Source organism: Saprospiraceae bacterium, from assembly GCA_026129545.1.
Classification (GTDB): Bacteria; Bacteroidota; Bacteroidia; order Chitinophagales; family Saprospiraceae; genus M3007.
This window is the reverse complement of the sequence record JAHCHX010000004.1, coordinates 173,429-199,724: the sequence shown is the minus strand read 5'-3', so window position 1 is coordinate 199,724 and position 26,296 is coordinate 173,429. Positions and strand designations below refer to the sequence as shown.

Sequence of the window (26,296 nt, the reverse complement as noted above, 5' to 3'; positions counted from 1 at the left end):
GCCTTTCGCCTATTGACAACCTGTAAAAATTGCTGATTTTCGAAAAATTATGAGCCATACACGCATTTTTCTTGCCCTCGTCCTCCTCGCGCACGCGCTCCTCGCACACGCTCAGGGCAAATACTTCGACATCGCCAAAAACCTCGAAATTTTCGCCAACGCCTATCGGGAGGTCAATCATTCTTATGTGGACGAACTCGACCCCGCCAAAGTGATGCGCGCCGGCCTCGATGCCATGCTCGGCGGCCTCGACCCCTACACCAATTACATCTCGGAAACCGACATCGAAGGCTACCGCATCCAGACCGACGGCAGATACAGCGGAGTGGGTGCCGAGGGCAAACTCATGGGCGACTATATGGTGGTCACTGAAATCTACGAGAACAGCCCGGCGCACAAAGCTGGCCTAAAAGTGGGCGATGCCATCGTGGCAGTGGACGGACAAAACGCCAAGGGGCGCACCGAAGAACAAGTCTTGGCCTTTTTGAGAGGCTTCCCCGGCACCAAGTCCGACCTGACGATTCGCCGCCCCGGAGAAAGCAAAGACCTAAAAATCACGTTGGAGCGCGAGGAAACCGAAATCCCCAACGTGCCGCATTCTGGCTTAGTGGCCGAAAACATCGGCTATGCCAACCTGAGCACCTACACCCGCGATGCCGCCCGCAACGTGGGCGATGCCCTAGAAAAACTGAAAACCCAAAACCCAGGGCTGAAAGGCTTCATCCTCGATTTGCGCGGCAACGGCGGCGGCTTGCTTCACGAAGCCGTCAATCTGGTGAATCTCTTCGTGCCACGCGGCGAGTTTGTGGTCAGCACCAAAGGCAAAGTGCCCGAATGGGACAATATGTTCCGCACCTTCAACACTCCCCTCGACGACCAAATCCCGGTTGTCGTGCTCATCAACAAATGGAGCGCCTCGGCTAGCGAAGTCACCTCCGGCGCCTTGCAAGACCTCGACCGGGCGGTGGTGATGGGGCAGCGCAGCTACGGCAAGGGGCTTGTGCAAAACATGAAAGAGATTGGCTACAACGCCAAAGTGAAACTCACCACCGCCAAATACTACATCCCCTCTGGGCGCTGCATTCAGGCGGTGCGATACAAGAACGGCGAGCCAGTGGACATCCCCGAGTCGGAACGCGCCCAATTCAAGACCCGCAACGGTCGCATCGTGCACGACGGCGGCGGCATCAAGCCCGACGTGGTGCTGCCCCACGACACCGCCACTGGCGTGGTGAAGGCCCTGCTGGAGCAAAACATCATCTTTGACTATGTGACACAGTATGTGCTCAAAAACAAATCCATTGACTCGGTGGAGGCCTTCGCATTCACGGACTGGGATGATTTCATGCGCTTTGTCCAAAACAAAAACTTTGAGTACGAAACGGCGAGCGAAAAGAAAATCAAAGAGTTGAGAACCGTCGCCGCCAGCGAAAACCTGCCGCTCACTGCCGACATTCAGACGCTGGAAAACAAAATAAAAGCGGAAAAGAAGGGCGAACTGGCGAAGAACAAAGGGCGTATCCTGCACGAAATCGAGCAAGAAATCGTGGGGCGCTACTACTTCCAGCGAGGCAAAGTCCGAAAGTCGCTCAAAAACGACCCCGAAGTGGAAGCAGCCGTCAAGTTGCTCAACAACCCATCGGAATACAAAGCCATTCTGGCGGGCAACAAGGGGTGATGGACTTAACGATAATTTCACCGCCTTTCTCCGCGTCTTCGAGCCATTTCCCCTGACTTTTGTCCGTGCGTGCTCACGCTCACGAACTGGGGAGGGGGCTAGGGCAAACGCATCAAAATGGCACAAACCTCGGAGAGGTCAAATGTTGGTAGAAACGCCCCATTTTCGCGGTGTGTACGACCCCAGCGGGGTCGAATGTTGGTGACCTGTTTGCTGCGATAGACATTTGACCTCTCCGAGGTCGTGATAATTATCACAAAAACACACCATTTCTACCAACATTTGACCTCTCCGAGGTCGGTTGTATTTTGATGCGTTTGCCTTGGGGGAGCGGGCACCAAAACCTTTTTAGTGAGAATTTCTGCCAAACGATATTCTTTGTTGATGCCTGAAAGAGGATGTCTCATAAGTGATGTTTGTTTGACAGGATTGACAAGATTCGCGCCCTTTTTTGGGTAAAAAAACCTGTGAATCTTGCCAATCCTGTCGAAATTTGAACTTGTGAGACGGCCTCGTTTACGCTTGAAAAACCAAGCAATGTTTGGCAGAGGACTATTGCCGCCGCGTCGCGTCGCACAAGTGTCGCACAAACTGTCCTATGAAAAAAACACTATTCCTCAGCTTGTTCCTAGCATGGGTCAATGGCGCCGAGGCGCAAAAACTATATTTGGAAGCATTGTCGCGCTACTACAACCCCGCGCTGAAGCCCTTTTATCACGGCGTGGCTTCCGGCGACCCGACCCCTCATTCGGTCATGATATGGACCAAAATCACCCTCGACGCGGAGCAGCCAACGAGCGTGAGGTGGGAGCTGGCCTCCGATAGTCTTTTTTCAAACGTGCTAAAAAACGGCGAGGCACCCACCGACGCATCGCGCAACGGCACGGTGCTCGTGGATGTGGATGGGCTGGCACCCAACACTTATTATTTTTATCGCTTCTCTCATGGCGCAGCTACCTCCACCACAGGGCGCACCAAAACAGCGCCGACAGGCCAGCCCAAACAGGTGAAAATGGCGGTAGTTAGCTGTTCCAACTTTGAGGCAGGCTATTTCAACGCCTACGCCCTGCTTGCCCGCCGCGACGACATTGACGTGGTGCTCCACCTCGGCGATTACATCTACGAGTACAAGACGGGTGGTTTTGGAAACAAAAAACTGGCACGCAAAAACATCCCCCAGACAGAAATCGTGGCGCTCGACGATTACCGCGCCCGCTATTCGCTCTACCGGCTCGACCCCGACCTGCAACTCGTGCACGCCCGACACCCCTTCATCACTATCTGGGACGACCACGAAATCGCAAACGATGCCTACACCGAAGGCGCACAGAACCACCAACCCGACGAGGAAGGCGACTGGGAAACCCGCAAGAACGCCGCCCGACAGGCTTACTTCGAATGGCTGCCCGTGCGGCGCGGCCCCAGCGAGAACCTTTACCGCCAATTTTCATTCGGCGACTTGGCTGACCTCTGGATGCTCGATGGCCGACTCGAAGGGCGCACCAAACAGGCCAAATCAGCCAACGACCCCGATTTCGCGGCGGACAGTCGGCGCATGTTGGGCGAACAGCAATTGCAGTGGCTCACGCAAGGAATGAAACAATCCACCGCTACTTGGCGAGTCATCGGCAATCAGGTGTTCCTTTCATCGGTGGATGCCTCGAAGGTTTTCAAGCAAAATCCCAAATTCATGGACATGTGGGATGGCTACCCTGCCGCTCGCAATCGGCTGTTCGATTTTTTTGAAACAAACAACATGAAAAACATCGTGGTGGTGACGGGCGATAGCCACACCTCTTGGGCGTTCGATTTGGTGAAAAACCCGCACACCCGCGCCACTTACGACCCCAAAACAGGCAAGGGCGTGGTCGGCGTCGAGTTTTGCGCACCCAGCATCACTTCTGCCAACTACGACGAGTATGTGGCGCGTTGGAAGGCAAAAATTGCCAGCCGCCGGTTCTCCAAAGGAGGCATCAACCCGCACGTCCGCTACCGCGACCTGGTCCATCACGGTTATGTGCTGCTCACGCTCACGCCAGCCACCGCCACCGCCGAGTGGTATCATGTCAAGCGAATTTTGAAACCCACGCGAAGGGAAAAACGCGCCGCCAAACGGACGTACAGCCCACAGAATAGAGGGATGTGAGGGGCGAGCGAGGTATAGCCCCAAAGACACCGCGCATCACCCCAGCAACGGCACCTTTACCACAAATGCTCCATCCACTTTGCCTGCCCACACGGGGCGGTCGGTAAGCAGCGCATATCGGTCTTGGATATTTTTCAAGCCCACCCCCGTGGAGACGGGCGCCGTCGAACGAGGCTGAAGCCGATTTTGCACGACCAAGGTGTCGTCATTTTCAACGCACGCGGTCACCACCAAAGGTTCTTTCTCCGACATCCGATTGTGCTTCACGGCGTTTTCGATGAGCAATTGTAGGGTCAGTGGCGCGATTTGTTTCTCGTCCAACATTCTTTCTGGCACTTGAATCGCCAACTCAAACTTGTTCTCAAATCGAATTTTTAGCAAAAAAGTATAGGAGCGGATGAATTCCAACTCCGTGCGCAACGTGACGAGCGACTGTTCTTTTTGGTCCAAGATGTACCGATAGGAGCGCGACAGCTGCTCGATGAACTGCTCGGCAAGGTTGGCATCAAGATGCACCAAAGAAGACAAAATGCTCAGGCTATTGAACAGAAAATGGGGGTTCACTTGCGTGCGCAGCAAAGCGATTTCATTGAGCAGATGTTGTTTTTCCAAAGCCTCCGAACGGACTTGCATCTGCCTCGAACGGCGCCTGAAGTACAGCATACGCGCCCAAAACGCCCATGCGACGAATAGGATGCCCAAACCGGTAGCCAACAGGATGCCCACCGTTCGGTCTTTGCGACGCATCGCCTGCTGGTGCGCCATTTCCACCCGAAACTTTTCTTTTTCACGCTCGAGGCTATCTGCCACGGATTGACGCTCCAATTCCATTTGTTTGAGCTGCTGCGTTGTTTCGTGAAGTTGGAGACTGTCCTTGACCTGCACATACTGCCTCAGATACTCGAAGGCTTTTTGGTGATTGCCCATTTTCTCGTGAGCCATATACAGGCAGTCGCAGGCGTACATTTCCTTGATATTGGGACTGCCCATGTTGCGAGCCAGTTCCAACGCTTTGGTGCAGAGGCGGATGGCTTCGGGATAACGTTTGAGCCGAATCAGCATATCCCCCATGTTGTTGTACGCATCGGCTACACCCTCTTGATTGCCTATTTCTTGAAAAATAGCGACTTCTTTTTCATAATCGGCCATTGCCTCTTGGTAACGCCCCAAACTGGCGAGTATGGCGGCCCGGTTGTGCAGCGAGGTGGCGGCACCGTATCGGTCGCCTCTTTTCTGCTGCGTCTTCAAAGATTTGTCGTTGAAGGACAGGGCGTTGTCGTAGTCCTCTTTTTCAAGGAATAGTGCCGATAGGTTGCCGTACACCAACGCCACGCCCTCCTCGTTGCCCAATTTTTCATAAATCTCTAACGCCTTGAGCAGGTATTCTTGCGCTTTGTCATTGCCGTTGGGGTCGTTGTAGTAAATGGTGGCGATGCCGACATAAGCATCGGCTACTTTTTTGAAGTCATTGGTTTCTTCCGCCAGCTGGAGAGATTTGTTGATACACTCGATGGCCTTGGGAAAATTGCTTTGCTCCCGGTACAAGCCGCCCATATTGCCATACACCACCGCCATGTAGCTGCGGTCGCCAGCCCTTTCGAGCAAAGCCAACGATTGCTCAAAATGCTGCAATGCCTTCCCATAATCGCTTTGAAAGCGCCACGAAAGCCCAATGGTATTTAGCGCCCTTGCTTCCCAGCGCGCTATCCCCTTTGCACGCGCTAAGGCCAGCTGCTGTTCGGCCAACAGCCGAGCCGAGTCTGGGTGGTGATTGATGTAGTCGAAGGCCAACCGTTGAATTGCACTCAAGCGCGCAGTATCATGCTGTCCCCCATCGTTCCACACACGCCAAAGGCTGTCAGTGTTGGATTGGGCCGACACGGCCATTGGCACCAAAAAGCAACATATCGCTGCCGCGAAGGGTATTTTCATGCGTAGCTCGCTTCATTTTTTGATAGGCCAACACGAGAAATAGCACAAGGGAGGTTCATCGCAACAACGTCACATCCCCGGCGTACACCTCTACCTCGCCATCTTCAAACTCGATGACCGCCTGCCACACAAACACCGCCGGGTTCAGTTCTTTTCCCCTGAAAGTGCCGTCCCAGCCGCGTGCCTCGTCGTTGGCTTGCAGGTTTTTCACCTGAAATATCTCGGCGCCCCATCGGTCGTAAATTTGAAGACTGCGAATTTCCTTCACGTTCTTTCCGTAAATCGTGAACGTCTCATTCTCTCCATCGCCATTGGGCGAGAAGATATTGGGCGCGTAAACAAACCGGCGCCTGTCCACCCGAAGCATCACCTTGGCTGCGGCATCGCAACCGTTCTGGTCAACGATTTTGAGCGTGTAAACGATGGTGCGCAGGGGTTTGGCCATCGGGAAAGGGCAGTCGGCACACGAAAGCCCCTCGGCAGGCGACCATTCCCACGAAACGATATCGGAAACCGATTGATTGAGCACGGGTTCCAACTGAACGACCTCGCCCAACTCGATTTGAATGTGTGGGGTCAGCGCCACCGTCGGCTCGAAAGGCAAATCAATCTGGACGCTCGACTCGGCAGTGCAGCCGTAAGCATCGCGCACCACGAGGTCGTAGAGACCCGGCGACAGGTTGGCGAGATAGGAGTAGGCGGAAAAAGTTTGGCCACCGTCGTTGGAGTACGAGAACGGCGCCTTTCCGCCCGCGACGGAGCCAAAATCCACAGCGCCCTTTGTGTTGTGGCAATCGGGTTGCAAGAGTTCTGGCGCAAACGAGGGAAGCGGCACCTCCACGACGGCGACTTCATCCGCCGACGTGCAGCCATTCGATGGGTTTGTCACGAGCAGCGAGTATAGGCCCGGCGCGTTCACGAGCGGATTGGCGGTCGCCGCGCCAGCGGTGATGTTGCCATTGTTGGTCGTCCATGCAAACATCATATTGCCCGCACTTGGGCTACTGCCCTGCAAAGCGACTGTTGGTTGCTGGCAATGCAACACCGATTCAGGGCCGGCATTGGCCCCCGGCGGCGCAATATCCTGTGAAACAACAGTCTGCGTGGTGGTGGCGCAGCCGTTTTCCAAATTCGTCACCGTAAGCAAATAAGTGCCGGGCTGGTTCACGAGAGGGGAAAGCGTTGCTTGGCCTGAAACCAAATGACCGTTGTCGGTGGCCCATTGGGCGGAAAAAGCGGGCAATGCGCCTGTTAGGTTGGCGCTCAAAGTTGTCTCGCTCGTCACGCAAGTCAAAAGACCGGGTGGCAATATGGCGACATTGGGTGCGGCGGTATTGGATGCCACCACGGTCACTGCAACGGAAATGCACCCGTTCGACTCGTCGGTCACCGTCAGCACATAAGGCCCGGCTGCCGCAACAATGGGCGACAGGGTGTTGTGGCCGCTCACAATTTGCCCGCCCGACCACAGATAAGTGAAATGGGGGCCGACTGACGACCCTCCCCCATTCAGGCTGACCGCAGGATTGGCGCAAGTGATTTCATTCGACGCTGTGGCTTGGGCTACTGGGTGCGCGGTGTCTTGAACGACCGTAAGCAGCATAGATGTCTCACACCCGTTTTGATTGTTTTTAACACTGAAAAGATATTCCCCCGGCGTGTTCACCATGGGGTTCAAAGTGTTTGGGGCAAAGACGGGATGCCCCCCCAAACTCGTCCATTCGACGCTGAATCCGCTGGTGGGCTGCGCCACGTTCCCTGAAAGGGCAACGCTCACCACGGCGCAGGTCAGCGTGTCGGGCGTTGCGGCGGAAATAACCGGGAGGGCAAAATCCTGCCCAACGATGGTGACAGAAGTGGCGGAACAGCCATTTGCCAAATCAGTGACGAAGAGGGTGTAGGCTCCCGACTGGTTGATGGTAGGGCTGGCGGTGTTGGCCCCCGCCACGATGTTGCCATTGCCCGTCGTCCAAAGCCAAGCGTAGTTGCCTGTGGCGGGCATTCCGTTGAGGTTCAGGCTCGTGATGGCGCAGGTCAGGATGCCGGGAGGGGCGATGCCTACGGGGGGAGGGGTCACATTCTCATTCACCTTGACTTGCGAGGTGGTGGTGCAGCCATTGGCGAGATTCGTCACGGTGAGCAGGTAGGTGCCGGGCGCGTTCACCGTCGGGGCAAGTGTGTTGGCCCCTCCGACGATGTTGCCCCCTCCTGTCGCCACCCATTGGTAGGTGAAGTCAGTACCTGTGCTGGCGGTCGCATTCAGTGTCGTCTGCTGAATGGCACAAGTGAGGGTCGGGGAAGGCCCGGCATCGGCTTGGGGCGCGTTCAAATCATTGAATACCTGCACCGCGTCGGTGGCGGTGCAGCCATTGACGGTGTTGGTGACGAGCAGGGTGTAAGTGCCTGCGGCGTTGACGAGTGGCTGGAGGGTAGTGGAGCCAGAAAGGATATTGCCACCATTGGAGGCTGTCCAAAGCAAGGCAAGCAGTCCGGTGCCGGTAGCAGTGCCGTCGAGCGACAAATTGCTGACGCTGCAGCTCAGCGTGTCATTCGCGCCCGCGTCGGCAGTGGGTGCGAGGGTATCTTGCGCGATGCTTAGACTGACCACGCTGGTGCAGCCGTTGTCAAGGTTGGTGGTTAGCAGGGTGTAATCACCGCCTGCGTTGACGAGAGGGTTTAGGGTGTTGTTTCCCGAAACGATATTCCCGCTCGAAGAGGTCGTCCACGCATAGTCAAAATTTCCCGGCAGGGAAAGGTTTTGAGCTTGAACGGTCTGGCTGGGCGTAGCGCAAGTGATGGAGCCGGGTTGCCCCACTTGAATGTCGGGCGCGGCAATGTCCTGAGCGACGACGATGCTGGCGGTGTTGGAACAACCGTTGACACTGTCCACGACGACGAGGGTGTATGTTCCGGGGGCGTTCACCGCTGGCGTGGCGCTGCTTTGCCCTCCTACGAACTGCCCGTCGAGGGTTTGCCAATCAAAAATCAACACGAAGCCCGTCGCGCTTGCCTGAATGACAACACTCGTTTGCAAGCAGTTGAGCATACTGGGCTGGGGGATGCTCAGGGACGGCTGTTGTTGTTCTGCCGCCACTTTCACGGTGTCGAAGGCGATGCAGCCCGTGAGCAGGTCGGTCACTTGCAGCACATAACTGCCAGCCTTGTCGCACTCGGCCAAGAGGGTGTCTTGGTTTCCGATAATGTTCCCATCAATTGTTGACCAAGAAAAATGTAGGTCGGGATTGGGTTGCCCGCCATTGGCCGTCAGCATATAAATGGGGGCGTAGCAAGTCAATGTGCCATCCTGTCCCGCCTCGGCGGGAGGAGGTGTTTTGTTTTCCAAGACGGCTACCGTGTCAGTGGCGGTGCAGCCATTGGCGGTATTGGTGATGAGGAGCACATAGTCGCCTATTTGGTTCACGGTGGGGCTGGGGGTGTTGGCTCCGTTTGTGATGTTGCCGTTTTGAGTAGTCCATTGATAGGTAAAATTCGCGCCTTGCGAAGAGCCATTTGAGGTCAAGGTCTGAGTTGGCAGGGCGCATGTAAGCGGGCCGGGCGAGGCTGCTATGGCTACCGGGGTGCCGGCCTCTATGGCCACCTGAGCGGTGGTTGACGCGGTGCAGCCGTTGGCGGTGTTGGTGCTGGTGAGCGTGTATTCGCCGGGGGCATTGATGGTGGGGTTGAGGGTGGTGCCACCCGACACGACGTTGCCGCCGCCGGCTGCTGTCCATTGGAATGTGTAATTGCCGGGGGGATTGACTACCTGCCCTTGCAGCACGAGGGTGGGGCTGGCACAGGTGAGCAAGCCGGGTGTCGCTATTTGCAATTGGGTGGTGGTCACGTTTTGCGCCACGATGGCGACATCGGTGGCTGAGCAGCCGTTGGCGGTGTTGGTCAGCAGCAATTGGTAGGTGCCGGGGGCATTGGCCGTCGGGTTGGGTGTGTTGGCACCGCCTGTGATGTTGCCGTCCGTCGTTGTCCATTGGTAGGTGATGGAGGCTCCGTCTGTGGAGCCATTGGCATTGAGCGTCACATTGTTTACCACGCAGGTAAGGGTGTCGGGAGCGTTGGCGATAGCCACCACGATATTGGTATCGGCCTCGACAGACAGGGATGCCTGAGCTGTGCAGCCATTGACATTGTTGGTGACGAGCAGGGTGTATGTGCCGGCAGCATTGATGAGCGGCGAGAGTGTGTTTTGACCGCTGACGAGGTTGCCGCCGTTGGTCGCTGTCCAGTTGTAGGAAAAGTTCGGCCCTACGCTGGAGCCGCTGCCGGAAAGCACAAGGCTTGGTTGCTGGCAGGTGAGCGTGTCGGCAGGCAGCACGGCTGCGAGCGGCAGGGTCAAATCAGCCCCGACGGTGACGGATGTGCCGGCCGAACAGCCGTTGGCTGGGTTGGTGGCCGTAAGGGTATAGGTGCCAGCGGCATTCACGACGGGGTTGAGGGTGTTTTGGCCGCTTATGATGTTGCCGCCATTGGAAGTAGCCCAGCTAATGGCTGCTCCGGTGGGCAAAACGGTGGCTGAGAGGGTTATGGAAGGTGTGACGCAATTGAGCAGGCCGGGAGGCTGTATGTTGAGATTGGGCGGCACCACATCGTCGGCGACGGTGACGGTGTCGTAGGAGGTGCAGTTATTGGAGGTGTTGGTGACGGCCAGAATGTAGGTGCCACCTGCCCCGGCTACTGCGTTGAGGCTGTTTTGACCCGATAGGATGATGCCATCAGGGGTCGTCCAAGCGTAGGTGATGTTGTTGCCCGAGGATGAACCCGCGCCGGAAAGGTTGGCCGTGTTTACCAGACAGGTAATGGTGCCGACGGCGTTGGCATTGGCGATGGGTGGGTTGGTGGCGGTGGTGACGGTGACTTCAGCGGTGGCGGTGCAACCATTGCTGGTGTTGGTAACGAGCAGGGTGTAGGTGCCGGGTTGGTTGACGACGGCATTTTTGCTGTTTTCCCCGCTGACAATGTTGCCGTTGAAAGTTGTCCATTGATAAGTGGCAAATGCGGGTTGATTTGTGTTGCCGATAAGTGTCACGTTGTTGGAACCACAGCCGATGGGCGCGGGGGGGGTTATCCATGCGGATAGTTGATTGGCGCTTGGGGCGACATTGACGGTGGCGGTTTTGGTGCAGGTGACAAAGCCGTTGTTGTAAATGACAGATAGCGTGTAGGTTCCGGCAGCGTTGACGACGGGGTTGAGGGTGTTTTCGCCAGAAACGATATTGCCATTGGGGGTGCTCCATGAATAAGTAATGTCAGGTCCGCTGCTGGAACCTGCCCCGCTGAGCGTGACATTTGCTCCTTCGCAGGGTATGAAGAGGAGGGTGGGAGCAGCGACGGCGGTGATGTTGACGACGTGCACCGTGACGGTATCGGTCTCCAAGCATACGGGTGCGAACACGATATCGTCAAGGGCAAAATCGTTGCCGCTGAGTGCCGTGTTCATGTTGACAATGCAGATCGTGGCAATGCCATTCGCGCCGCTGTTCCAAGTCTGGAAGAAATTGCCCCAATTGCAAGTGCCGCCCGGTGGGGAAAAAATGCCGCCGAGTGGCGCGCCATTGATTGAGAATTGGAGCATGGCGGGCGAGGCCGCGATGACCGATGTGAGCCAAGCCGAAAAGACGTATTGCGTGTTGGGGTTCACTGCCACGGTTTGGCACCACACGTTCTGATTGGCAACGCCTGCGCCATTCACCACCAGCATATTGCCCCCGCCAGAAGTGTGGTCTTGGCAGGGCGCGAAATTGGAGTGCGAAGCCTGCGGGTTTGGGATCACATCGTAGGTGCCTTCTGACCATAGGTTGCCCGGGCTATAGAGGTAGTCGCTATCGAAGCCGGTGTTTCCTGATTCAAAATCACCGTTTAGAATTAGGTTGTTGCTCATGTCGGCAGCCCGGCCAGTCAGCACATAGTTGGTGGTGGTGCTCACGTTGACGGTTGGCGTCAAAGTATTGGCACCGTTCATGCCAGCAGTGGGCGACCAAAAAAAGTTGAGGTAATCGCCGCTGATGCTGCCGCTGAGTTGAGTGGGCGTGGGTGGCGCACAGAGATAGACATCTTCGCCTGCATAGACCGTTATGGGGCATTGGGCGCGGAGGGCGAGCGTGGCGAGCAGGGTTAGGCAAAAGATGATTGAAACGAGGTAGCAACTTTTCATGAGCAGTAACTGTGTTGGGCGGGATTGCGCGAATCATTCCTTTCAACGGCAAAAATACTGCATGAAGGGGGGAAAGCCATTTATTATTTAAGCCCTCTGAAAAGACGAGGCCGCTGCATTGCTAAACAACACAGCGGCCTCGCGTTCTTTTTGCCTTGCCATCAGGGTTTTGGAAGCTTGCCCACTTTGCGAATTTTGACTTCCAAACGGTTGTTTTGCTGGTGCTCCTCGTCGGAACACTCCACTCCGTCGGTGCAGCGGTTGCGCGGTTCTGTCTCCCCTTTGCCGTAAGCCTTGATTCGATTAGAGCCGATGCCTTTGTAAACAAGATACGTTTTGGCGTTTTCGGCGCGGGCATCGGTGAGTTCTTGGTTGAGCCTTGCGTCGCCGCGCGTGTCGGTATGAGATACGAGGTCAATCTCCATTTCCGGGTAGCGTTTCAGCAAGTCAATCAACGCATCCAAGTAGCGCACGGCGCTTGTGTTGAGCGTGCTTTTGTTGTATTCGTAGAAAATCCGGTCGAGCACGATGACCGAGCCTTCCTGAATGCCCGTAGCCAACGGCATGGAAGCCTCGAGCGTGGCATCAGGCGTGAGCGGCTCCAGCCGGGTCTCTTGGAATGGGTTCAATCCTTTTTTCAGGTTTTGGATGCGGTAGTTCTCCGTCTTGAAGCCGGGACGCTCCAAATACACCACATAGTCGCCTTCCATGAGCAGACACGCGGCATATTCGCCGCTCCAATTGGTGCGCACCATCTCCGTGCGGCCTGTCTCGCGGTGCACGAATTTGATGGTGGCGTTTGCCACACGGGTGCCCATGCCCGCGATGGTGACCAAGCCTCCTGCTCGCAGGCAGACCGGCTCCTCGTTGAGCGCAAAATTGAGGGTGAGCGGTTTGTCCGCGTCCACCGTGAAAAGTTTCTCTTTCAGGCTGTAACCGGGTAGGCTCACCAGCACAAGATAGTTGTGGTAGCGTGTCAGCTCTGTTTGCGCCTTGCCTTCCGCGTTGCTGTATAGGTCGGCGCTGCCAAGATTTTCGGCGCCTTTGCGCACGAGTTGCAGGCTGAGCGCGTTGGGTTGGTCTTGCACGGGCAAGAAGTCAACCGTGTAAAAATCTTTGTTGCCACTAATGAATCCGTCTTCGGAGGGTTGCAGGATGCGGATTTCGGCCTTTTGGAGGGGCAGGCCCGTCTTGGCATCTGTCACGACGAACTGGGTCAGGTTGACCTCTGGCTTGCCGACGCCCTCCAAGCCTTTGGGCGATTCGAATCGGTAGATATCGTCTTTGCCTGCGCCGCGTGCGCGATTGCTGGTAAAAAAACCGCTTTTGCCCTCGTCGTCAATGATGAACGACAGATCGTCGGCGGAGGAGTTGAACTCGTCGCCGAGGTTGATGACTTCTTCCGGGTTGTCCAAGGGATTGTTGACGTAGTAGTTGTCGAATCCGCCCAGCGAGTTGGCGCGGCCATTGGAGCTGAAAAACAACGCGCCTGACTGGCTGATGAAGGGGAAAATCTCGTTTTTCTCCGTGTTGATGCTTGGGCCAAGATTGACCGGAGTGCCCCAGCCGCTACCCGTGCGCTCCACCACATAAATATCGAAGCCCCCATAACCGCCGGGCATATCCGACGCGAAGAACATTTTGGTGCCATCGGAGGTGATGCTGGGGTGCATGCAGTTGTATTCATCGCCGTTGAAGGGCAATTCCACTGCCTTGCTCCAATCGGGGCGGCCATAGTGCGACTCGTATATTTTGAGATTGACCTTGCCGCTTTTGCTGGCTTTGATGACCCCGTCCTTGTTGTTGTTCATGGTCATGTAGGCCGTCTTGTTGTCGCGGGTGAAACAGACCGGGCCATCATGGAAATTAGACCTTTTTTCGGTGGTGAAATTCACCCGCTGCGGAAAGCTAGGCTCTCCGTTGTAGTTGAAAAAAGCGTAGTACAGCTCTGCGTAGGTTTCCCCTGTTTTGGGGTCGCGCGGGCCGGTTTTGCCACGGCTCGACACGAACACGATGCCCTGCTTGAAATAGGTGGGGGCAAAGTCGGAGCCTTCCTGATTGATTTCGTTGGCATTTTGCACCCGCACCGGATATCGGCGGTCGTCTTTTTCGCGAAAGCGGTCTTTCGATTTGCTTTTCGACGACTGTTGCGCCGACACCACCACCACGGATGCAAATATGAGAAGGGGGACTAAAAGGATTATTTTGCGAAGCATATCAAACATTGGTTTGTGAAAAAAAAATTGAAACATATACCTTGATTCACCAAGACACTTGTCAGATGTTCATGATTGATGTCTCTGATTTTGAACGGATGCGCCTTCGACAGTGTTGAAAACGAGGCGGCGCGGGGTGCGGGACAGTTCTTACCACGGGCGACCTGTCTCGATTTGACCGCCCTCTACCTGTGCGGGTGGGTTGAACCACCAACGAACGGTGGCCTCGATAGAGCCGCTGTTGTAGCGTCGCAGCCGGGTCAGGCCAATGTCGTAGGAGAAACAGAAGAACAGGTTTTCGGTGGCTTGAAGCCCGAACATCACATCAACGCTCTCTCCCACTCCGTTGGTATCGCCGCCGAGCCGATACCCCAACCCTCCATAGAATTTTCTCTTCCACATGATGCTCGTGTTCACATCCATGTCGAAAGGTGCCCCGATGGCGTATTTCAGCAATGCCTGCGGCGTGAGCTCCAAGTCTTTGTTGATGTAAAAACTGGTGCCGAGCATACCGTAGATGTGCTGCACCTCGCGGCTCATTTCCTCGTCGAAGTCGAGAAAGTCAATGTTGTTGTTCAGCAATCGGGGAGCGGCCAGCCCTGCGAACCAGTGGGTGCCGGAGTAAAAAATTCCGGTGCCAAAATTGACCAAGTATTTGCTCTGCGCTTCGGTTGGAATGGCGTTGTCGAGCATTTGCGAGGGGCGCAGGCGCTCGTCGGCCCAGTTTTGATAGAGATGCCGCACGTTGAACTGAACCGCCGCGCTGATGGTGCCGCGTTTGACGGGTATGTGGTAGGCATAGGGGACATCCAACGTGATGTTGCGGCTGATGCCAACGACGTGGCGTGTCAGGGTGCCGCCTAGCCCGATGCGATTGTTGAGCGCCCGCTGCGTGTACGACAGCACTTGTGTCTCTGGCGCGCCATCCAGCCCTATCCATTGTTTGCGGTAAATAGCTGCCAGCGTGGGCGATTCAAACGTGCCTGCATAGGCGGGATTGTAAGCCATTTTATTGAACATGAATTGCGTCAGCTGTGGCTCTTGTTGAGCTTCCACAGTTAGGCAGGCAAATGACAACACCCATAGTAGGCAATACTTTTTCATGACTGGACGAAGGTAGGGTTGTTCGATTGGTTCGATTGAGCCGATTGGTTCGATTGGGGCTTTGAGGTGCCTATTGACGCATCGAAGTCTTTTTGGCCACTGATTATTGTTTGGGTTAATACGCCACTGACCAAGTTTATCAATGTTGCCACAAAGTCTCAAAGGTTACAAGAGGTTGATTTTGAAACCTTTGGGGCTTTGTGGCAAAATATGGGTATGTTCCCGCACTCCGTTCATCGTTGCAGTTGCAAAAAGCCTGCTTTGGGTTTTACTTGCCCGTTGAATTTGATGACGTAGAAATAGGTGCCGACCGGGAGGTCTTGGCCTTTGTATTGGCCTCTCCACGGGTTGTTGTTGTCATAAGGTTGTGCGTGATACACCACGTCGCCCCATTGGTTGAATATCGTGACCTCGTTGTCGGCGGTCTCTCCTGTGTCAATGCAAGGGATGAAGAGGAAGTCGTTCACGCTGTCGTCATTGGGGGTGATGACGTTGAAGATGGGGCACTCGTCAATGGTGCCCACATTGAGCCTGACGATGGCCGTGCTGCACGTCGCGGTGGGGCACACCAGGTTGCACACCTTGTAAATCATCAAGTCTTCCCCTGCGAAGTTCACATTGGGGCGATAGGTGAAAAGGCCCGGTGCCAGTTCGGTCAATTGGCCACCCGATGGGGGCTGTTCCACCGTGACGCTGTATTGCTGGGGCAAAATGTCGTTCAGCAAGACGTTGAAGTTGAAAACGGTTCCGAAGCCAATGCTATATTCGTCGGGCACTGCTGTGGGCTGCAAGTCATACACAATCTGCACGGTGTCGTACGATTGTGGGCCGCAGAAGCCATTGTTGGTCATCCAGATGACCGTGTTGGCCCCGCGTTTTAGGTTGCAGACGGAGGTGATGTGGCTGGTCGGGTTGGAAAAGACCAAGGTTGGGTCGTTGCTATACCAAAGCCCCGATTCGCCCGTGGGGGGCTGTTGAGCGATGAGCGTGGTGCAAGAGTCATTCCTGCACAGCACTTGGTCGGCGCCCCCGTCGGCTCTTGAGCCGAAGTTGCGAATGGTCACGGTGGCGGTCGAGATGCCGCAGGCGCCATTGTCGAGATTCCAGAAATAAAGGATGTTGGTGTTGCCGTCGGCAAGGCTATCCACTTCCGTTTTGGGGTCGAGCGGGTCCACGATGTGGAATCCCGTGAGCATCTCTTGACCGGGCGGCTGCGTCCAGTAGCCATCCACATTTATCCCTTGCACGGCGTTCAATTGCACGGTGGTGGCGTAGCACACCTGAATCAAGCTGTCTATTACTGTGGCCGTTTCCGGCGCAAACGTTTTTATGAAAACGGTGTCGTTCGCGTAATTTTTACAGCCACCATTGGAAAGTGTCCATTGCAGTTGATAGATGACACCCGGAATCACCCCAGTCAATTTGGCAGTGGGGCTGCTCGCGTTGTCGAATATGCCGGGGAAGGTGGTCAGCTGGGTCCAGAAGCCTGTGGCAGGTGTGGGGTTCGAGGCGTTCAGTTGAATGGGTGCCGAGGCGCAGGCATCCATGTCCTGACCCGCCAAGGGGTTGATGTTGGGAATGGTGTCGAACCTGACCTGCACGGTAGCCGAAGGCAGCGAGCTGCAACCGTCTTTGCTGGCTATCACATAAAAGCCGTTAAGCCCGTGATTGAAATTGCCAAAATCGGTGGTTTGGTAGGCGATGGGGAACCCGGGGCCGCTCAATACGGTCTGCGTGGGGGCATAGTACCAAGTGTATTGCGCGCCCGGCACTTGCGAGGAGTCCGTGACTTGTATGGTCAAGATGGCACCTGCTTGGTCGAGGCAGACATCCTGAATGGGCGTTTTGATAATCGGCTGTTTGGGGCGTGGGATGACTTGCACGTTGACCCCCTCTCCGCTTGCGGAGCAGCCATTGACGGTGATGGTCACGGCATAGTTGCCCGCGTGGTTGGCGTTGATGTTTGGGATGATGGGGTTGCGCACATTGGCGCTCGGTATGAACACCGTGCCTGCTGGCCCCGACCATGAGTAGGTGGCGTTGAACACGAGCGGGGTGCTTAGTTTCAGCGTGTCGCCCTCGCAAAGGGGTGTGTTGGCCGTGACGACGGGCGAGTTCGGAATGGGGTTCACGACCAGATTGACGGGGGCGGAGGTGTCCGAAATGCAGCCTGTCACCGTCACCAAGTTGAAGTAGTTGCCATTGGCGGGCGTTTGCACGCTGGGTATGATGATAAACGGCTGTGTGGTGGACGTATCGCCATTGGGTTTGAACCAAGTGTAGATGGTAGTGGTGGGCGGGTATTGATTGGCGTTCGTGATGGAAATGGTCACGTCCGCACCCGCGCATACTACTGGCGGGGTCACGGCCAAAATGGGCGTGATAGGTGGGTCTTGAATGCTGACCGTCGTGGATTTCATGGCTGACACGCAGCCAAAAGCATCCATCACCACCAGATTGTAGGTGCCGTTTTGCGCTGCTGTGATGCCGGGTATCACTGGCATGGGGGCACTGCTCATGAATCCGCCTGGCCCTGTCCAGCTGTATGTGAGCGGCGGGTTGTCCGAAAAAGTCACTGCTTGCAGCACTGCGCTCGAACCATCCGCGCAGACCGGGGCCGTGTGCGTGACAGAAGTAATCACGGGTGGGTCTATCACCGTCACATTCACGAACGATGTGTCGGGGCATCCAAATTTGGTGCGCCCGATTACCATGTAGGTGCCTGCCACAGCAGGGTTGCGGGTCGCGTTGGGCTGCCCGAAAAACGTCCAGCCGCCCGGCCCGTACCACGCCCAGTTGTCCGAAGGCAATGGGATATTCGAACTGGCGGACAATTGCAGCGGACCGCCCTGACAAAGCGGTGTGTTGGCGCTGGCCACCACTGTTGGGTATTCCTCCACTTCCACGAGTATGGGCGCCGACCAGTCGGAGAAGCAACCTTGCTTGAACACCCGCACGCGCCAGACACCCGAATCCGCCACCATCACGTCGTTGAGGACGAGGGAGTTGATTTGGGTGGTGACAGTGACAAAGCTGGGCGATTGCCACTCGTAGTAGTTCACATTTTGTATTTCGGTGCAAATCAGCGTGACGGTGGCACCCACGCACACTTTGGTGGCGCCTGTGAGTTGGGGCGTGGCGGGTTTTTCACCTACGTTCACGCTCACCGTGACGGGCGCGGAGAAACAATTGTTCTGTTGGGTTATCAAGGTATAAATCCCCGTGTGAATGCTTGGGTTGGCACAGTTGGTCACTAGCGGGCTTTGCGCGTTGCTGTTGTATCCGCTGGGACCGGTCCAAGCGTAAGTCAGCCCGGGCTGAGGTGGTGTCGTGGAGTTCAGCGTGAGCGGCTCGCACTGGCAAAGGTTGATGGCGTTCGGATTGACGGCTGCGGGCGGAATGGGATATACGGTAGCGGTGAGCAGGTTGGAATTGACCGACACGCAGTTGTCTGCCGACACTCGGACGAAATAGCGATAAGCACCCACCGCTGGCTGTGAGATGGTGAAAATGGGTTGCATGGTGGTGCCGAGCAAGACGGGGCCACCGGGCAGGGTATCCAAAAACCACTGATAACTCACGTTTTGCCCCGCATAAGTCGGGGTGGCTAGCACGATGTTTTCCCCCGCACAGAAAGAAACCTTGTTGGCCGATATGATGGGTTGGTCGGGCAAGGTCACCAGCATGACGGTGACGCAACCCGTGGCGGTGCAGCCGGTCAACCCCGTCACGGTGACACAATAAGTTCCTTGACTTTGTATCAGCGCGGGCAATGTGGGGTTTTGGAGGTTGGAGGAAAACCCATTGGGGCCACTCCACGAATAAGTGGAAGCGGTGGTGGGCGGATTGGCATACAGGCGCAACGTGCCCCCTTCGCACACTGGGTCGTAGGTTGGCTGTAAAATGGTGGTTATCACGCTCACAAGCGCAGAACAAGAGGAGGAATTGCCCGCCGCATCGGTCACCGTCATCGTCACGTTGAAGTTGTTGCCTGCTTGACTGCATACAAAATCCGTCTGGGAAAGCTGAAAACTCAGCGCGGTGCCAGAGCAGTTGTCCCAACTGCCATTGTCCACTTCCGAGGGTTGCAGGATGTAAGTGTCGTTGGGCAAACCAGAGGGATTCACCTGAATCGTGAGCGACTGGCACACCGCGACTGGCCGCACCGTGTCAAGCACCATAATGCTAAAGCTGGCCATCCCTTCGAGGCCGCTGGCATCGTTTGTCCGATACTTCACTGTGTAGGTTCCGGGTGGCAAGGTGTCGGTTGTTTGGTTGCCGATGAGTGTGCCGAAGCGCACCAGCTCGTCGTTGCTGTTGCGGATTTCGTAAGCGACCACGGCAAAACTATACTCCAACACGGCCTGCACCCGGCTGATGCCATCGGTCATGTCGGGCAACAGCGCGTCGCAAGGGTCAATAAAGTCGGTAAAATTCCCCGCATCGTCGTTGGCTTCCAGTTTGATGGAAGTCGTGCCGTTGCCTGCCGCCCAAGCATTGATTTGATTGGCCGTGACATTGATGACTGTTTCGTGGAAAAGCGAGCATTGACCCACCGCAGTGCCCGAAGAGGTGATGGACAAAAAGTTGTTGCCTTCGTCAAACACACGGAAAAACTCCCCTCCCGGCGCATTGTCGTTGTCGCCCCTGTGCCGAATGGTGAGCGTTCCATTTGAAATCGCATTGGGCACAAGCCCTGTAATCGTCAGAAAAATATCTTTGGGAATAAGGCCCGCGTTGGGGTCATTTTCAAAAATAACAGGCAGACTCGCGGATGACTGCACGATTTTTCCAGACACGTCGCAGTTGTCGCTGATGGTTGGGAATGGCAGCGTCACAATGGCGGCGCAGTTATTTTGCCCAACATAAAAGGTGGAAGGCGCGGGCGGTATTACGGTGGGTGGCTCCACGTCTATCACCTCGATGACAGTGGTCGCCGTCGAGCTGTTGCCAGCACAATCAATCGCGGTATAAGTAACGGTGTGTGTGCCCGCGTCGAGCGTGAAGGGGCCCGATGGGGGGTAAGGCATGGGCGCGTTGCCATCGAGGCTGAATTGCAATGTGACGGGCAGCTGTGGGTTGGCAAATTGGTAAGTGAGCTCGGCTCGCGCACGCCCACCCGCGCAAGTCGCCAGCGCGTTGATGGCATCGCTTCCCGTGCCGTTGGGCGCAAGTGTGAGGGTCAGCTCGCCATCCGTGAGCCAGTCGTTGAATTGCGCCACTGGGATTGTAAAAGTCGTGATGCTGTTGCCACACTGCACCGGGGGGCTGTTGGGATTGGTCTGGCCAATCAAAAAGCCATTTTCGCCGTACACCCTGAAAAACTCCGTCGGCCCTTCCGCGTCGGCGATGTCCAAGAAAATTTTGAGCGTCACGGGGTCGAGAGCTGGCATATCGGGCGGAAAATTGGGCGACGACCACTGGAAAACCACCGTATCCACTGGGGTCGTGTTGTTTGGCCCGCCAGAAGTGTTCACGAGCAAGGAGGTGTCTTTCAGCATCACCGCACTCTTCTGGGATGTGCACACATCATAGAACGAAATAGGTGCGGGAATGCCCACCATGGCGCTGCAAAGACCGGGTGCGGCAGGCAGCGTCACGGAAGGCACCGTCTGAATGACAGGGCCAGTATTGTCCTGCACGCTGATATTTTGGGTGTAGGTGCGGGCATTGCCACAATTATCGGTCGCCGTCCATTCGCGGCGGATGAGATAGTTCGTCCAGTGGTTGCAATCGGCAGTGTTGGGGTTGCGAATCTCCGTGTCGTTCATCGTCACGAGCACTGTTTCGTCGCAATTGTCCGTCGCGTTGAATGTGCTGGCATCCGGCGGCACGGGGATGGCATTGCACTCCACCGTCACGTCGGGCGGGATGTTGCTCAGTGTGGGTGCTACCGTGTCCACCACATGGATATTTTGCGGAATGATGCTTGTGTTGCCGCACACGTCCTCTGCCTGCCAATTTCGGATGATGATGTAGGCATCGTCGCAAGGGCCATTTGAGATGACATCATTGACAAAAACAGGCAGTGCGGTCGGGCCGGAGCAAGCATCCACGGGGGCCGGTGGCGGCGTGGGGAAAGGTTGCGCGTCGCAGGTCATGGTCGTGTCCAGCAACCCACCCGGTGCCGGGCCGAGGTTGTCAATCACTGAGATGAGCTGCGAGGCGGTCGAGGTGTTGCCGCAAGCATCCGTCGCCGTGAAGGTTCGAATGATGTTGTAGGTGTAATGGCCGCAGGTAGCCGGGTTGGGGTTTTGCTGCGAAACATCTTGCGCCACGATGCTCGTCACCCCGCTGCATTGGTCGGTTGCCGTGATATCCACCCCCGCCGTTGGGAATGGGGGCAAGACAAATGTATCGCATCGGAACGTGACGTTGGGCGGCACGAGGGTGAACACTGGGCCATTCGTGTCGCGCACCAGCACCTTTTGCGTCGCCGTGCCCGTGTTGCCACAGTCATCGGTGGCCGACCAAGTCACGTTCATCGTGTATGAGCCGGGGCAGAGCGAGTCCGAGACAGTGAAAGCGTAGGCGAGTGTCATACTCGTGTCGCAGTTGTCTGTCACAAAAGCGGGCGAAAGCGTCGGCACCGGGTTGGCACACGAAAGCGTCACGGTGTCGGGATGCCCCGCTATGACGGGGGCTTGGGTGTCCACAATTTGAAAGCGCAAGGTGATGGCTGCGGAGTTGCCGCAATCGTCGGTCGCCCGGAAGGTCACATCTGCCCACCAAGCGCAATTGTGCGCCTGCACCTGTGGGTAAGGTCCAGCGTTGAACACGCCGTTTCCGTTTTGTCCATCGGAAGTCGCGTAGGAAAAATTCGTCCAAGTGAAGCCAGAACAGTCGTCGGTCACTACCGCGTTGCCATGCGCGTTTATCCATGCCTGCAAATTGGCGTTGTCGTTGCCGCCGCCGCATTGTTCGGTCGTGTTGGAACCGGTGATGACGGGAGGCAGGGTGTCTATCGCGCCAAAAGTGGCTTGGTTGACGAACGCCGAATTGCCGCAAGCGTCTGTGGCGAAAAAGTCAACCGATATTTTTCCGCGCACTTTGTTATAAGTCTGGCTGCCGATTTGTTGAGTGCCGCAACCATTGGCAAACGAAGCCAAAAACTCCGCCACCACTCCCGCCGAGTCTTTGTTCATGCCCCCTATGCGCATGATATAGGTGACGGGGCCGCTGCAAGAATCTATCACGTTGCTATATCCGCGCTGTTGAATCCAAGCCCCCAGTCGAGTAAGGTGATTGTTCGACGGGCTGCAATAAGCCACCGTGTCTTTCGCGGGAGCGAGCACCGTTGGCGGTTTATTGTCAGAAGTGGAAAAGACAGCCGTCGCGGTGGAGAACAGGTTGCAATTGTCGGTGGCGCGAAAAACCACCGTAAGCGGCACGGTGCAGCCGGGTGGGAAGTTTGGTGGCGCGTTGTTAGTGTACGACTTGATGCCCGACGCATCTGCTGCTTGGAAAAGAGACATCTGTTGCGCCAGCCAAGCAGGATAGGCAGTAGCCAATTGCTCGCAAGGCGCGGAGCCATTTTGAGGAAAAAAAGAGATGACGGGCGGGAGCACGTCAGCCGCGATGGTGATGGTTTGGGTGAATGTGGTGACGTTGTTGAAAGTATCTTTTGCTGTCCAAGTGCGGGTGAATGAGCCTGCCAGACAGGTGTCGGGCGGCGTGGATTGGACGAAAGTAAGCATCACGGGCGTGCAGTCGTTGGCGGTCACGTTGGGCGGCGGCGGCACCTGCACGATGGAAGCGTACGACTCGGCGGGTGGCGGCGTGTTGTTCAGCACGGGCGGCGAGTTGTCCACAAACGAAATGGAAAACGTGAAGTTGGCCGTATGCCCCTGATTGTCGGCCACATACCACACCACGATGAGATTGAGCGTGGGAGCCGTCCAGAGGTCGTTGGGCGAAAAGCCGGAGGCCACCGAATCGAACACGGATGCCGTAATCACGGCACCTATGTTTGAGGAGACCGTCGGCATCACGCCAGCGCCTGCCAGCGTCTGCGCGCAATCGGGATAGGGCAGCACGGGATAGACGGACGGGCTAGGCGGCGTGAAGTTGAAAAAGCCTTGCTGGGCCTGCAATCCATTGAAATCGCATACAAAAAGGCAAAGACCAAGCATTATTGGCATTGCCGGTAGTCGTCTGCGTAACCGGTTTGTCATACGGACTTGTTTCATCACGGACGACCGAAGGAGGCCGCGCCGGGGGTGTCAAGAGAAATGTTCGAATTTGTTGCGGATTAAACGGGATTAAAATGAAGATTAGAATCGGTTCATCTGCAAGGCGGAGCGGATGTATTATTCTTCGGAAAATTTCTTGTCAGGCACATTTTTGTTCAGGAAATCATTGATGTCGTCAACCTCGACATCGCGCACGATTTGCCCCCATTCGTTCACCTGAATGTTGATGCCACTCAGTTTGTCGGGCTTTTTTTCCGGCTTTTGGGGTGCTTTGGGCTTGTTCCGCTTGGCCATGTTTTATTTTTTTGAGTAAAAAGTTACACCTTGATTCGATAGGATTTGTCAGATGGCCAAGATTTTGAGCAGACTGCCTTTTAGCCCCGCCCCAAACTTGGCGGCGCGAAGTACAATCGCCGCGTCGAACCTGCTAAACACTGACGGCATGAAATGATGCCGCGTGTGCCAAAAACCGTCGCAGACGCTCCACGGTCTCTGCCCGCCCCAAAGCCGTCGCCATGTCGAACACCGCCGGGCCTTTCATGGTGCCAGCAAATGCCAAACGCAACAACGGCAGCACATCGCCGGGTTTTAGCCCTTTTTCTGAAATAAAATTTTTGACCGCTCCTTCCAAATCCCTGCTTTCAAAAGGCTCAAATGTAGCCAGCCTCGCCGTCAGTTCCTCAAAAACAGGCGTTAAACCCGCATTCCATTTTTTTTGCAGGGTCTCGTTGTCGTAGTGGCGCACTGGCTCAAAAAGGTAGTAGCCTTCCTCCACAAAATCGGGCAAAAATGTCACCCGTTCCTTCATCAGGGCGGCCACTTTTGCCAGAAAATCGTCGCTCGCTGCATAACCTTTCGCCACGGCGAGCGGGCGAATGTGCGTGGCCAGCGCGGCGTTGTCCGCCGCCTGTATGTATTTTTGGTTGAACCACTTGGCCTTCTCGTAATCGAAACGCGCCCCGCCCTTGCTGATGTGTTCTATGGAGAACGCCTCTATCAATTCCGAAAGAGAAAAAATCTCTTGCTCGCCACCCGGGTGCCAGCCCAGCAATGCAAGAAAATTGATGACGGCTTCCGGCAAAAAACCAGTGTCGCGGAAACCGCTGAAATGCTCGTCCGGCGTAGCACCGTTCCATTCGAGCGGGAAGACCGGGATGCCAAATTTGGCACCATCGCGCTTGCTCAATTTGCCATTGCCAAAAGGTTTCAGGATAAGTGGCAGGTGGGCGAATTGCGGCATGGTGTCTTCCCAGCCAAAACCCCGATAGAGCAGGACGTGATGAGCAGTGCTCGGAAGCCACTCCTCGCCCCGAATGACATGTGTGATGCGCATCAGGCGGTCGTCCACGATGTTGGCGAGGTGATACGTCGGCATCCCGTCGGCCTTGAGCAGCACCTTGTCGTCCAGTTCATTGCTTTGAAAAACCACGTCGCCGCGCACAAGGTCGCGGACGTGGATGACTTGCCCCGGCTCCACCAGTAGGCGCACAACGCAAGGCTCGCCTGCCGCGATGCGTGCTTGCGTTTCAGATGGCGAAAGCGTCAGACCGTTGGTCAGGCTGCTGCGGGTCAGGTAGTTGTAGGTAAAGTTTTCTTCCGATTGGCGGCGGGCATCCAAAGCTTCGGGCGTGTCGAAAGCGTAATAGGCATGGCCGCGCTCCACCAACTCACGGGCATACCGCTGATAGATGTCCTTGCGGTCGCTTTGCCGATAGGGGCCAGCATCGCCGCCGAAGCCCACGCCCTCGTCGGGTAGCAACCCTACCCACTTGAGGGTCTCTATGATGTAAGCCTCAGCGCCCGGCACAAAACGATTTTGGTCGGTGTCCTCGATGCGGAGGATAAATGTGCCGCCATGTTGCTTGGCAAAAAGGTAATTGTAAAGCGCCGTACGCACGCCGCCGATATGCAGCGCGCCAGTAGGTGAGGGAGCAAAACGAACGCGAGGTTTGAGCATCGAAGTCGTCAGAGGGTTATTAAGGTCATTAAGGTCATTGGCAGTCATTGCGAGAAAGCGCACCATGACTGCCAATGACCTTAATGACCCTTCCGACCTTGTGGCAGCAAAAGTAGCAGTTTTCTCCAAAAGTAATCCGCCCCCCATCCCCTTTTGACCACAAACGGTAAAATCTTATCATTTTTGCCCCGCCTTCCGACCTAAAATCTCAAAATCGTACAGAAACTCCGTACGCCCCGCTCGGCCAGGCGGACTTCAAATCAGAAATCTCCACTATGTTCATCGCCAAAACGCCCAAACTTCTTCAGGCATTCATGCCTGCCTACACTTGGCGGCTCGACACGCAAGAACGGGTGTTGTACCTGACTTTCGACGATGGGCCGATTCCCGAGGTGACCCCTTGGGTACTCGACACGCTGCGGCCTTACCAAGCCAAAGCAACTTTTTTCTGCGTGGGCGACAACGTGGTGAAACACCCCGCCATCTTCCAACAAATACTCGAAGAGGGGCACGCCGTCGGCAATCACACCTACCACCACCTGAACGGCTGGCACACCGATGCCGTCCCGTATCTCAACAACGTGCGCCGATGCGCCCGCGTGGTAAAAAGTCGGCTCTTCCGCCCACCTTACGGGCGGCTGACACCGCGCCAGCGAATGTCCTTGGTGCGGCACTTTCGAATCATCATGTGGGACGTGCTTAGTGGCGACTACGACGTGCACATATCGCCTCAACAATGCCTCCAAAACGTGCTCGACCATGCCCAGCCCGGCTCCATCGTGCTGATGCACGACAGCCTGAAAGCCGAACACAATGTGCGTTTCGCGCTGCCAGCAGTATTGGAGCATTTTGCGGGGAAGGGGTATCGGTTTGAAAAGATTGCGATGGTGTGACGCAAGGCTCCTTTG

10 protein-coding genes are annotated in these 26,296 nt (G+C 56.0%); 3 read left to right on the top strand and 7 right to left on the bottom strand.

Features of this window, described 5'->3' with window-relative positions; translation table 11 throughout:
* The first annotated feature begins 49 nt into the window (after positions 1 to 49).
* On the top strand, positions 50 to 1,678 hold the full coding sequence (locus KIS77_20910) for a PDZ domain-containing protein (protein ID MCW5924792.1): 1,629 nt from the start codon (positions 50 to 52) through the stop codon (positions 1,676 to 1,678).
* Positions 1,679 to 2,276: 598 nt separating this feature from the next.
* Positions 2,277 to 3,824 (top strand): alkaline phosphatase D family protein, encoded by a 1,548-nt coding sequence (locus KIS77_20905; protein MCW5924791.1) that lies wholly within the window; start codon positions 2,277 to 2,279, stop codon positions 3,822 to 3,824.
* A 36-nt stretch (positions 3,825 to 3,860) separates the two neighbouring features.
* Here KIS77_20905 and KIS77_20900 read toward each other — a convergent pair whose 3' ends face one another.
* From KIS77_20900 to KIS77_20870, 7 genes are all read right to left on the bottom strand, one after another.
* A complete protein-coding gene (locus KIS77_20900) occupies positions 3,861 to 5,756 on the bottom strand; it encodes a tetratricopeptide repeat protein (protein MCW5924790.1) in 1,896 nt (631 codons plus the stop codon).
* A 55-nt stretch (positions 5,757 to 5,811) separates the two neighbouring features.
* Positions 5,812 to 11,919: a gliding motility-associated C-terminal domain-containing protein gene (locus KIS77_20895; protein MCW5924789.1), complete on the bottom strand. Its 6,108-nt coding sequence runs from the start codon at positions 11,917 to 11,919 to the stop codon at positions 5,812 to 5,814.
* A gap of 161 nt (positions 11,920 to 12,080) precedes the next feature.
* Positions 12,081 to 14,135 (bottom strand): OmpA family protein, encoded by a 2,055-nt coding sequence (locus KIS77_20890; GenBank protein MCW5924788.1) that lies wholly within the window; start codon positions 14,133 to 14,135, stop codon positions 12,081 to 12,083.
* Positions 14,136 to 14,285: 150 nt separating this feature from the next.
* A complete protein-coding gene (locus KIS77_20885; GenBank protein ID MCW5924787.1) occupies positions 14,286 to 15,239 on the bottom strand; it encodes a type IX secretion system membrane protein PorP/SprF in 954 nt (317 codons plus the stop codon).
* Positions 15,240 to 15,472: 233 nt separating this feature from the next.
* Complete coding sequence (locus KIS77_20880; GenBank protein MCW5924786.1) at positions 15,473 to 23,371, bottom strand: gliding motility-associated C-terminal domain-containing protein; 7,899 nt, start codon at positions 23,369 to 23,371, stop codon at positions 15,473 to 15,475.
* A 177-nt stretch (positions 23,372 to 23,548) separates the two neighbouring features.
* Positions 23,549 to 23,725 (bottom strand): hypothetical protein, encoded by a 177-nt coding sequence (locus KIS77_20875; GenBank protein ID MCW5924785.1) that lies wholly within the window; start codon positions 23,723 to 23,725, stop codon positions 23,549 to 23,551.
* Positions 23,726 to 23,858: 133 nt separating this feature from the next.
* Positions 23,859 to 25,388: a glutamate--tRNA ligase gene (locus KIS77_20870; protein MCW5924784.1), complete on the bottom strand. Its 1,530-nt coding sequence runs from the start codon at positions 25,386 to 25,388 to the stop codon at positions 23,859 to 23,861.
* Between the two features lie 275 nt (positions 25,389 to 25,663).
* On the opposite strand from KIS77_20870, the gene KIS77_20865 reads away from it, so the two are divergent.
* Positions 25,664 to 26,281, top strand: coding sequence for a polysaccharide deacetylase family protein (locus KIS77_20865; GenBank protein ID MCW5924783.1), 618 nt, complete (start codon positions 25,664 to 25,666; stop codon positions 26,279 to 26,281).
* Positions 26,282 to 26,296: the final 15 nt, after the last annotated feature.

Excerpts from the sequence above, each read along its gene's own strand:
- KIS77_20900 (MCW5924790.1), bottom strand. The coding sequence starts at position 5,756 with ATGAAAATACCCTTCGCGGCAGCGATATGTTGCTTTTTGGTGCCAATG.
- KIS77_20905 (MCW5924791.1), top strand. The coding sequence starts at position 2,277 with ATGAAAAAAACACTATTCCTCAGCTTGTTCCTAGCATGGGTCAATGGC.
- KIS77_20910 (MCW5924792.1), top strand. The coding sequence starts at position 50 with ATGAGCCATACACGCATTTTTCTTGCCCTCGTCCTCCTCGCGCACGCG.
- KIS77_20875 (MCW5924785.1), bottom strand. The coding sequence starts at position 23,725 with ATGGCCAAGCGGAACAAGCCCAAAGCACCCCAAAAGCCGGAAAAAAAG.
- KIS77_20870 (MCW5924784.1), bottom strand. The coding sequence starts at position 25,388 with ATGCTCAAACCTCGCGTTCGTTTTGCTCCCTCACCTACTGGCGCGCTG.
- KIS77_20880 (MCW5924786.1), bottom strand. The coding sequence starts at position 23,371 with ATGCTTGGTCTTTGCCTTTTTGTATGCGATTTCAATGGATTGCAGGCC.
- KIS77_20865 (MCW5924783.1), top strand. The coding sequence starts at position 25,664 with ATGTTCATCGCCAAAACGCCCAAACTTCTTCAGGCATTCATGCCTGCC.
- KIS77_20895 (MCW5924789.1), bottom strand. The coding sequence starts at position 11,919 with ATGAAAAGTTGCTACCTCGTTTCAATCATCTTTTGCCTAACCCTGCTC.
- KIS77_20890 (MCW5924788.1), bottom strand. The coding sequence starts at position 14,135 with ATGCTTCGCAAAATAATCCTTTTAGTCCCCCTTCTCATATTTGCATCC.
- KIS77_20885 (MCW5924787.1), bottom strand. The coding sequence starts at position 15,239 with ATGAAAAAGTATTGCCTACTATGGGTGTTGTCATTTGCCTGCCTAACT.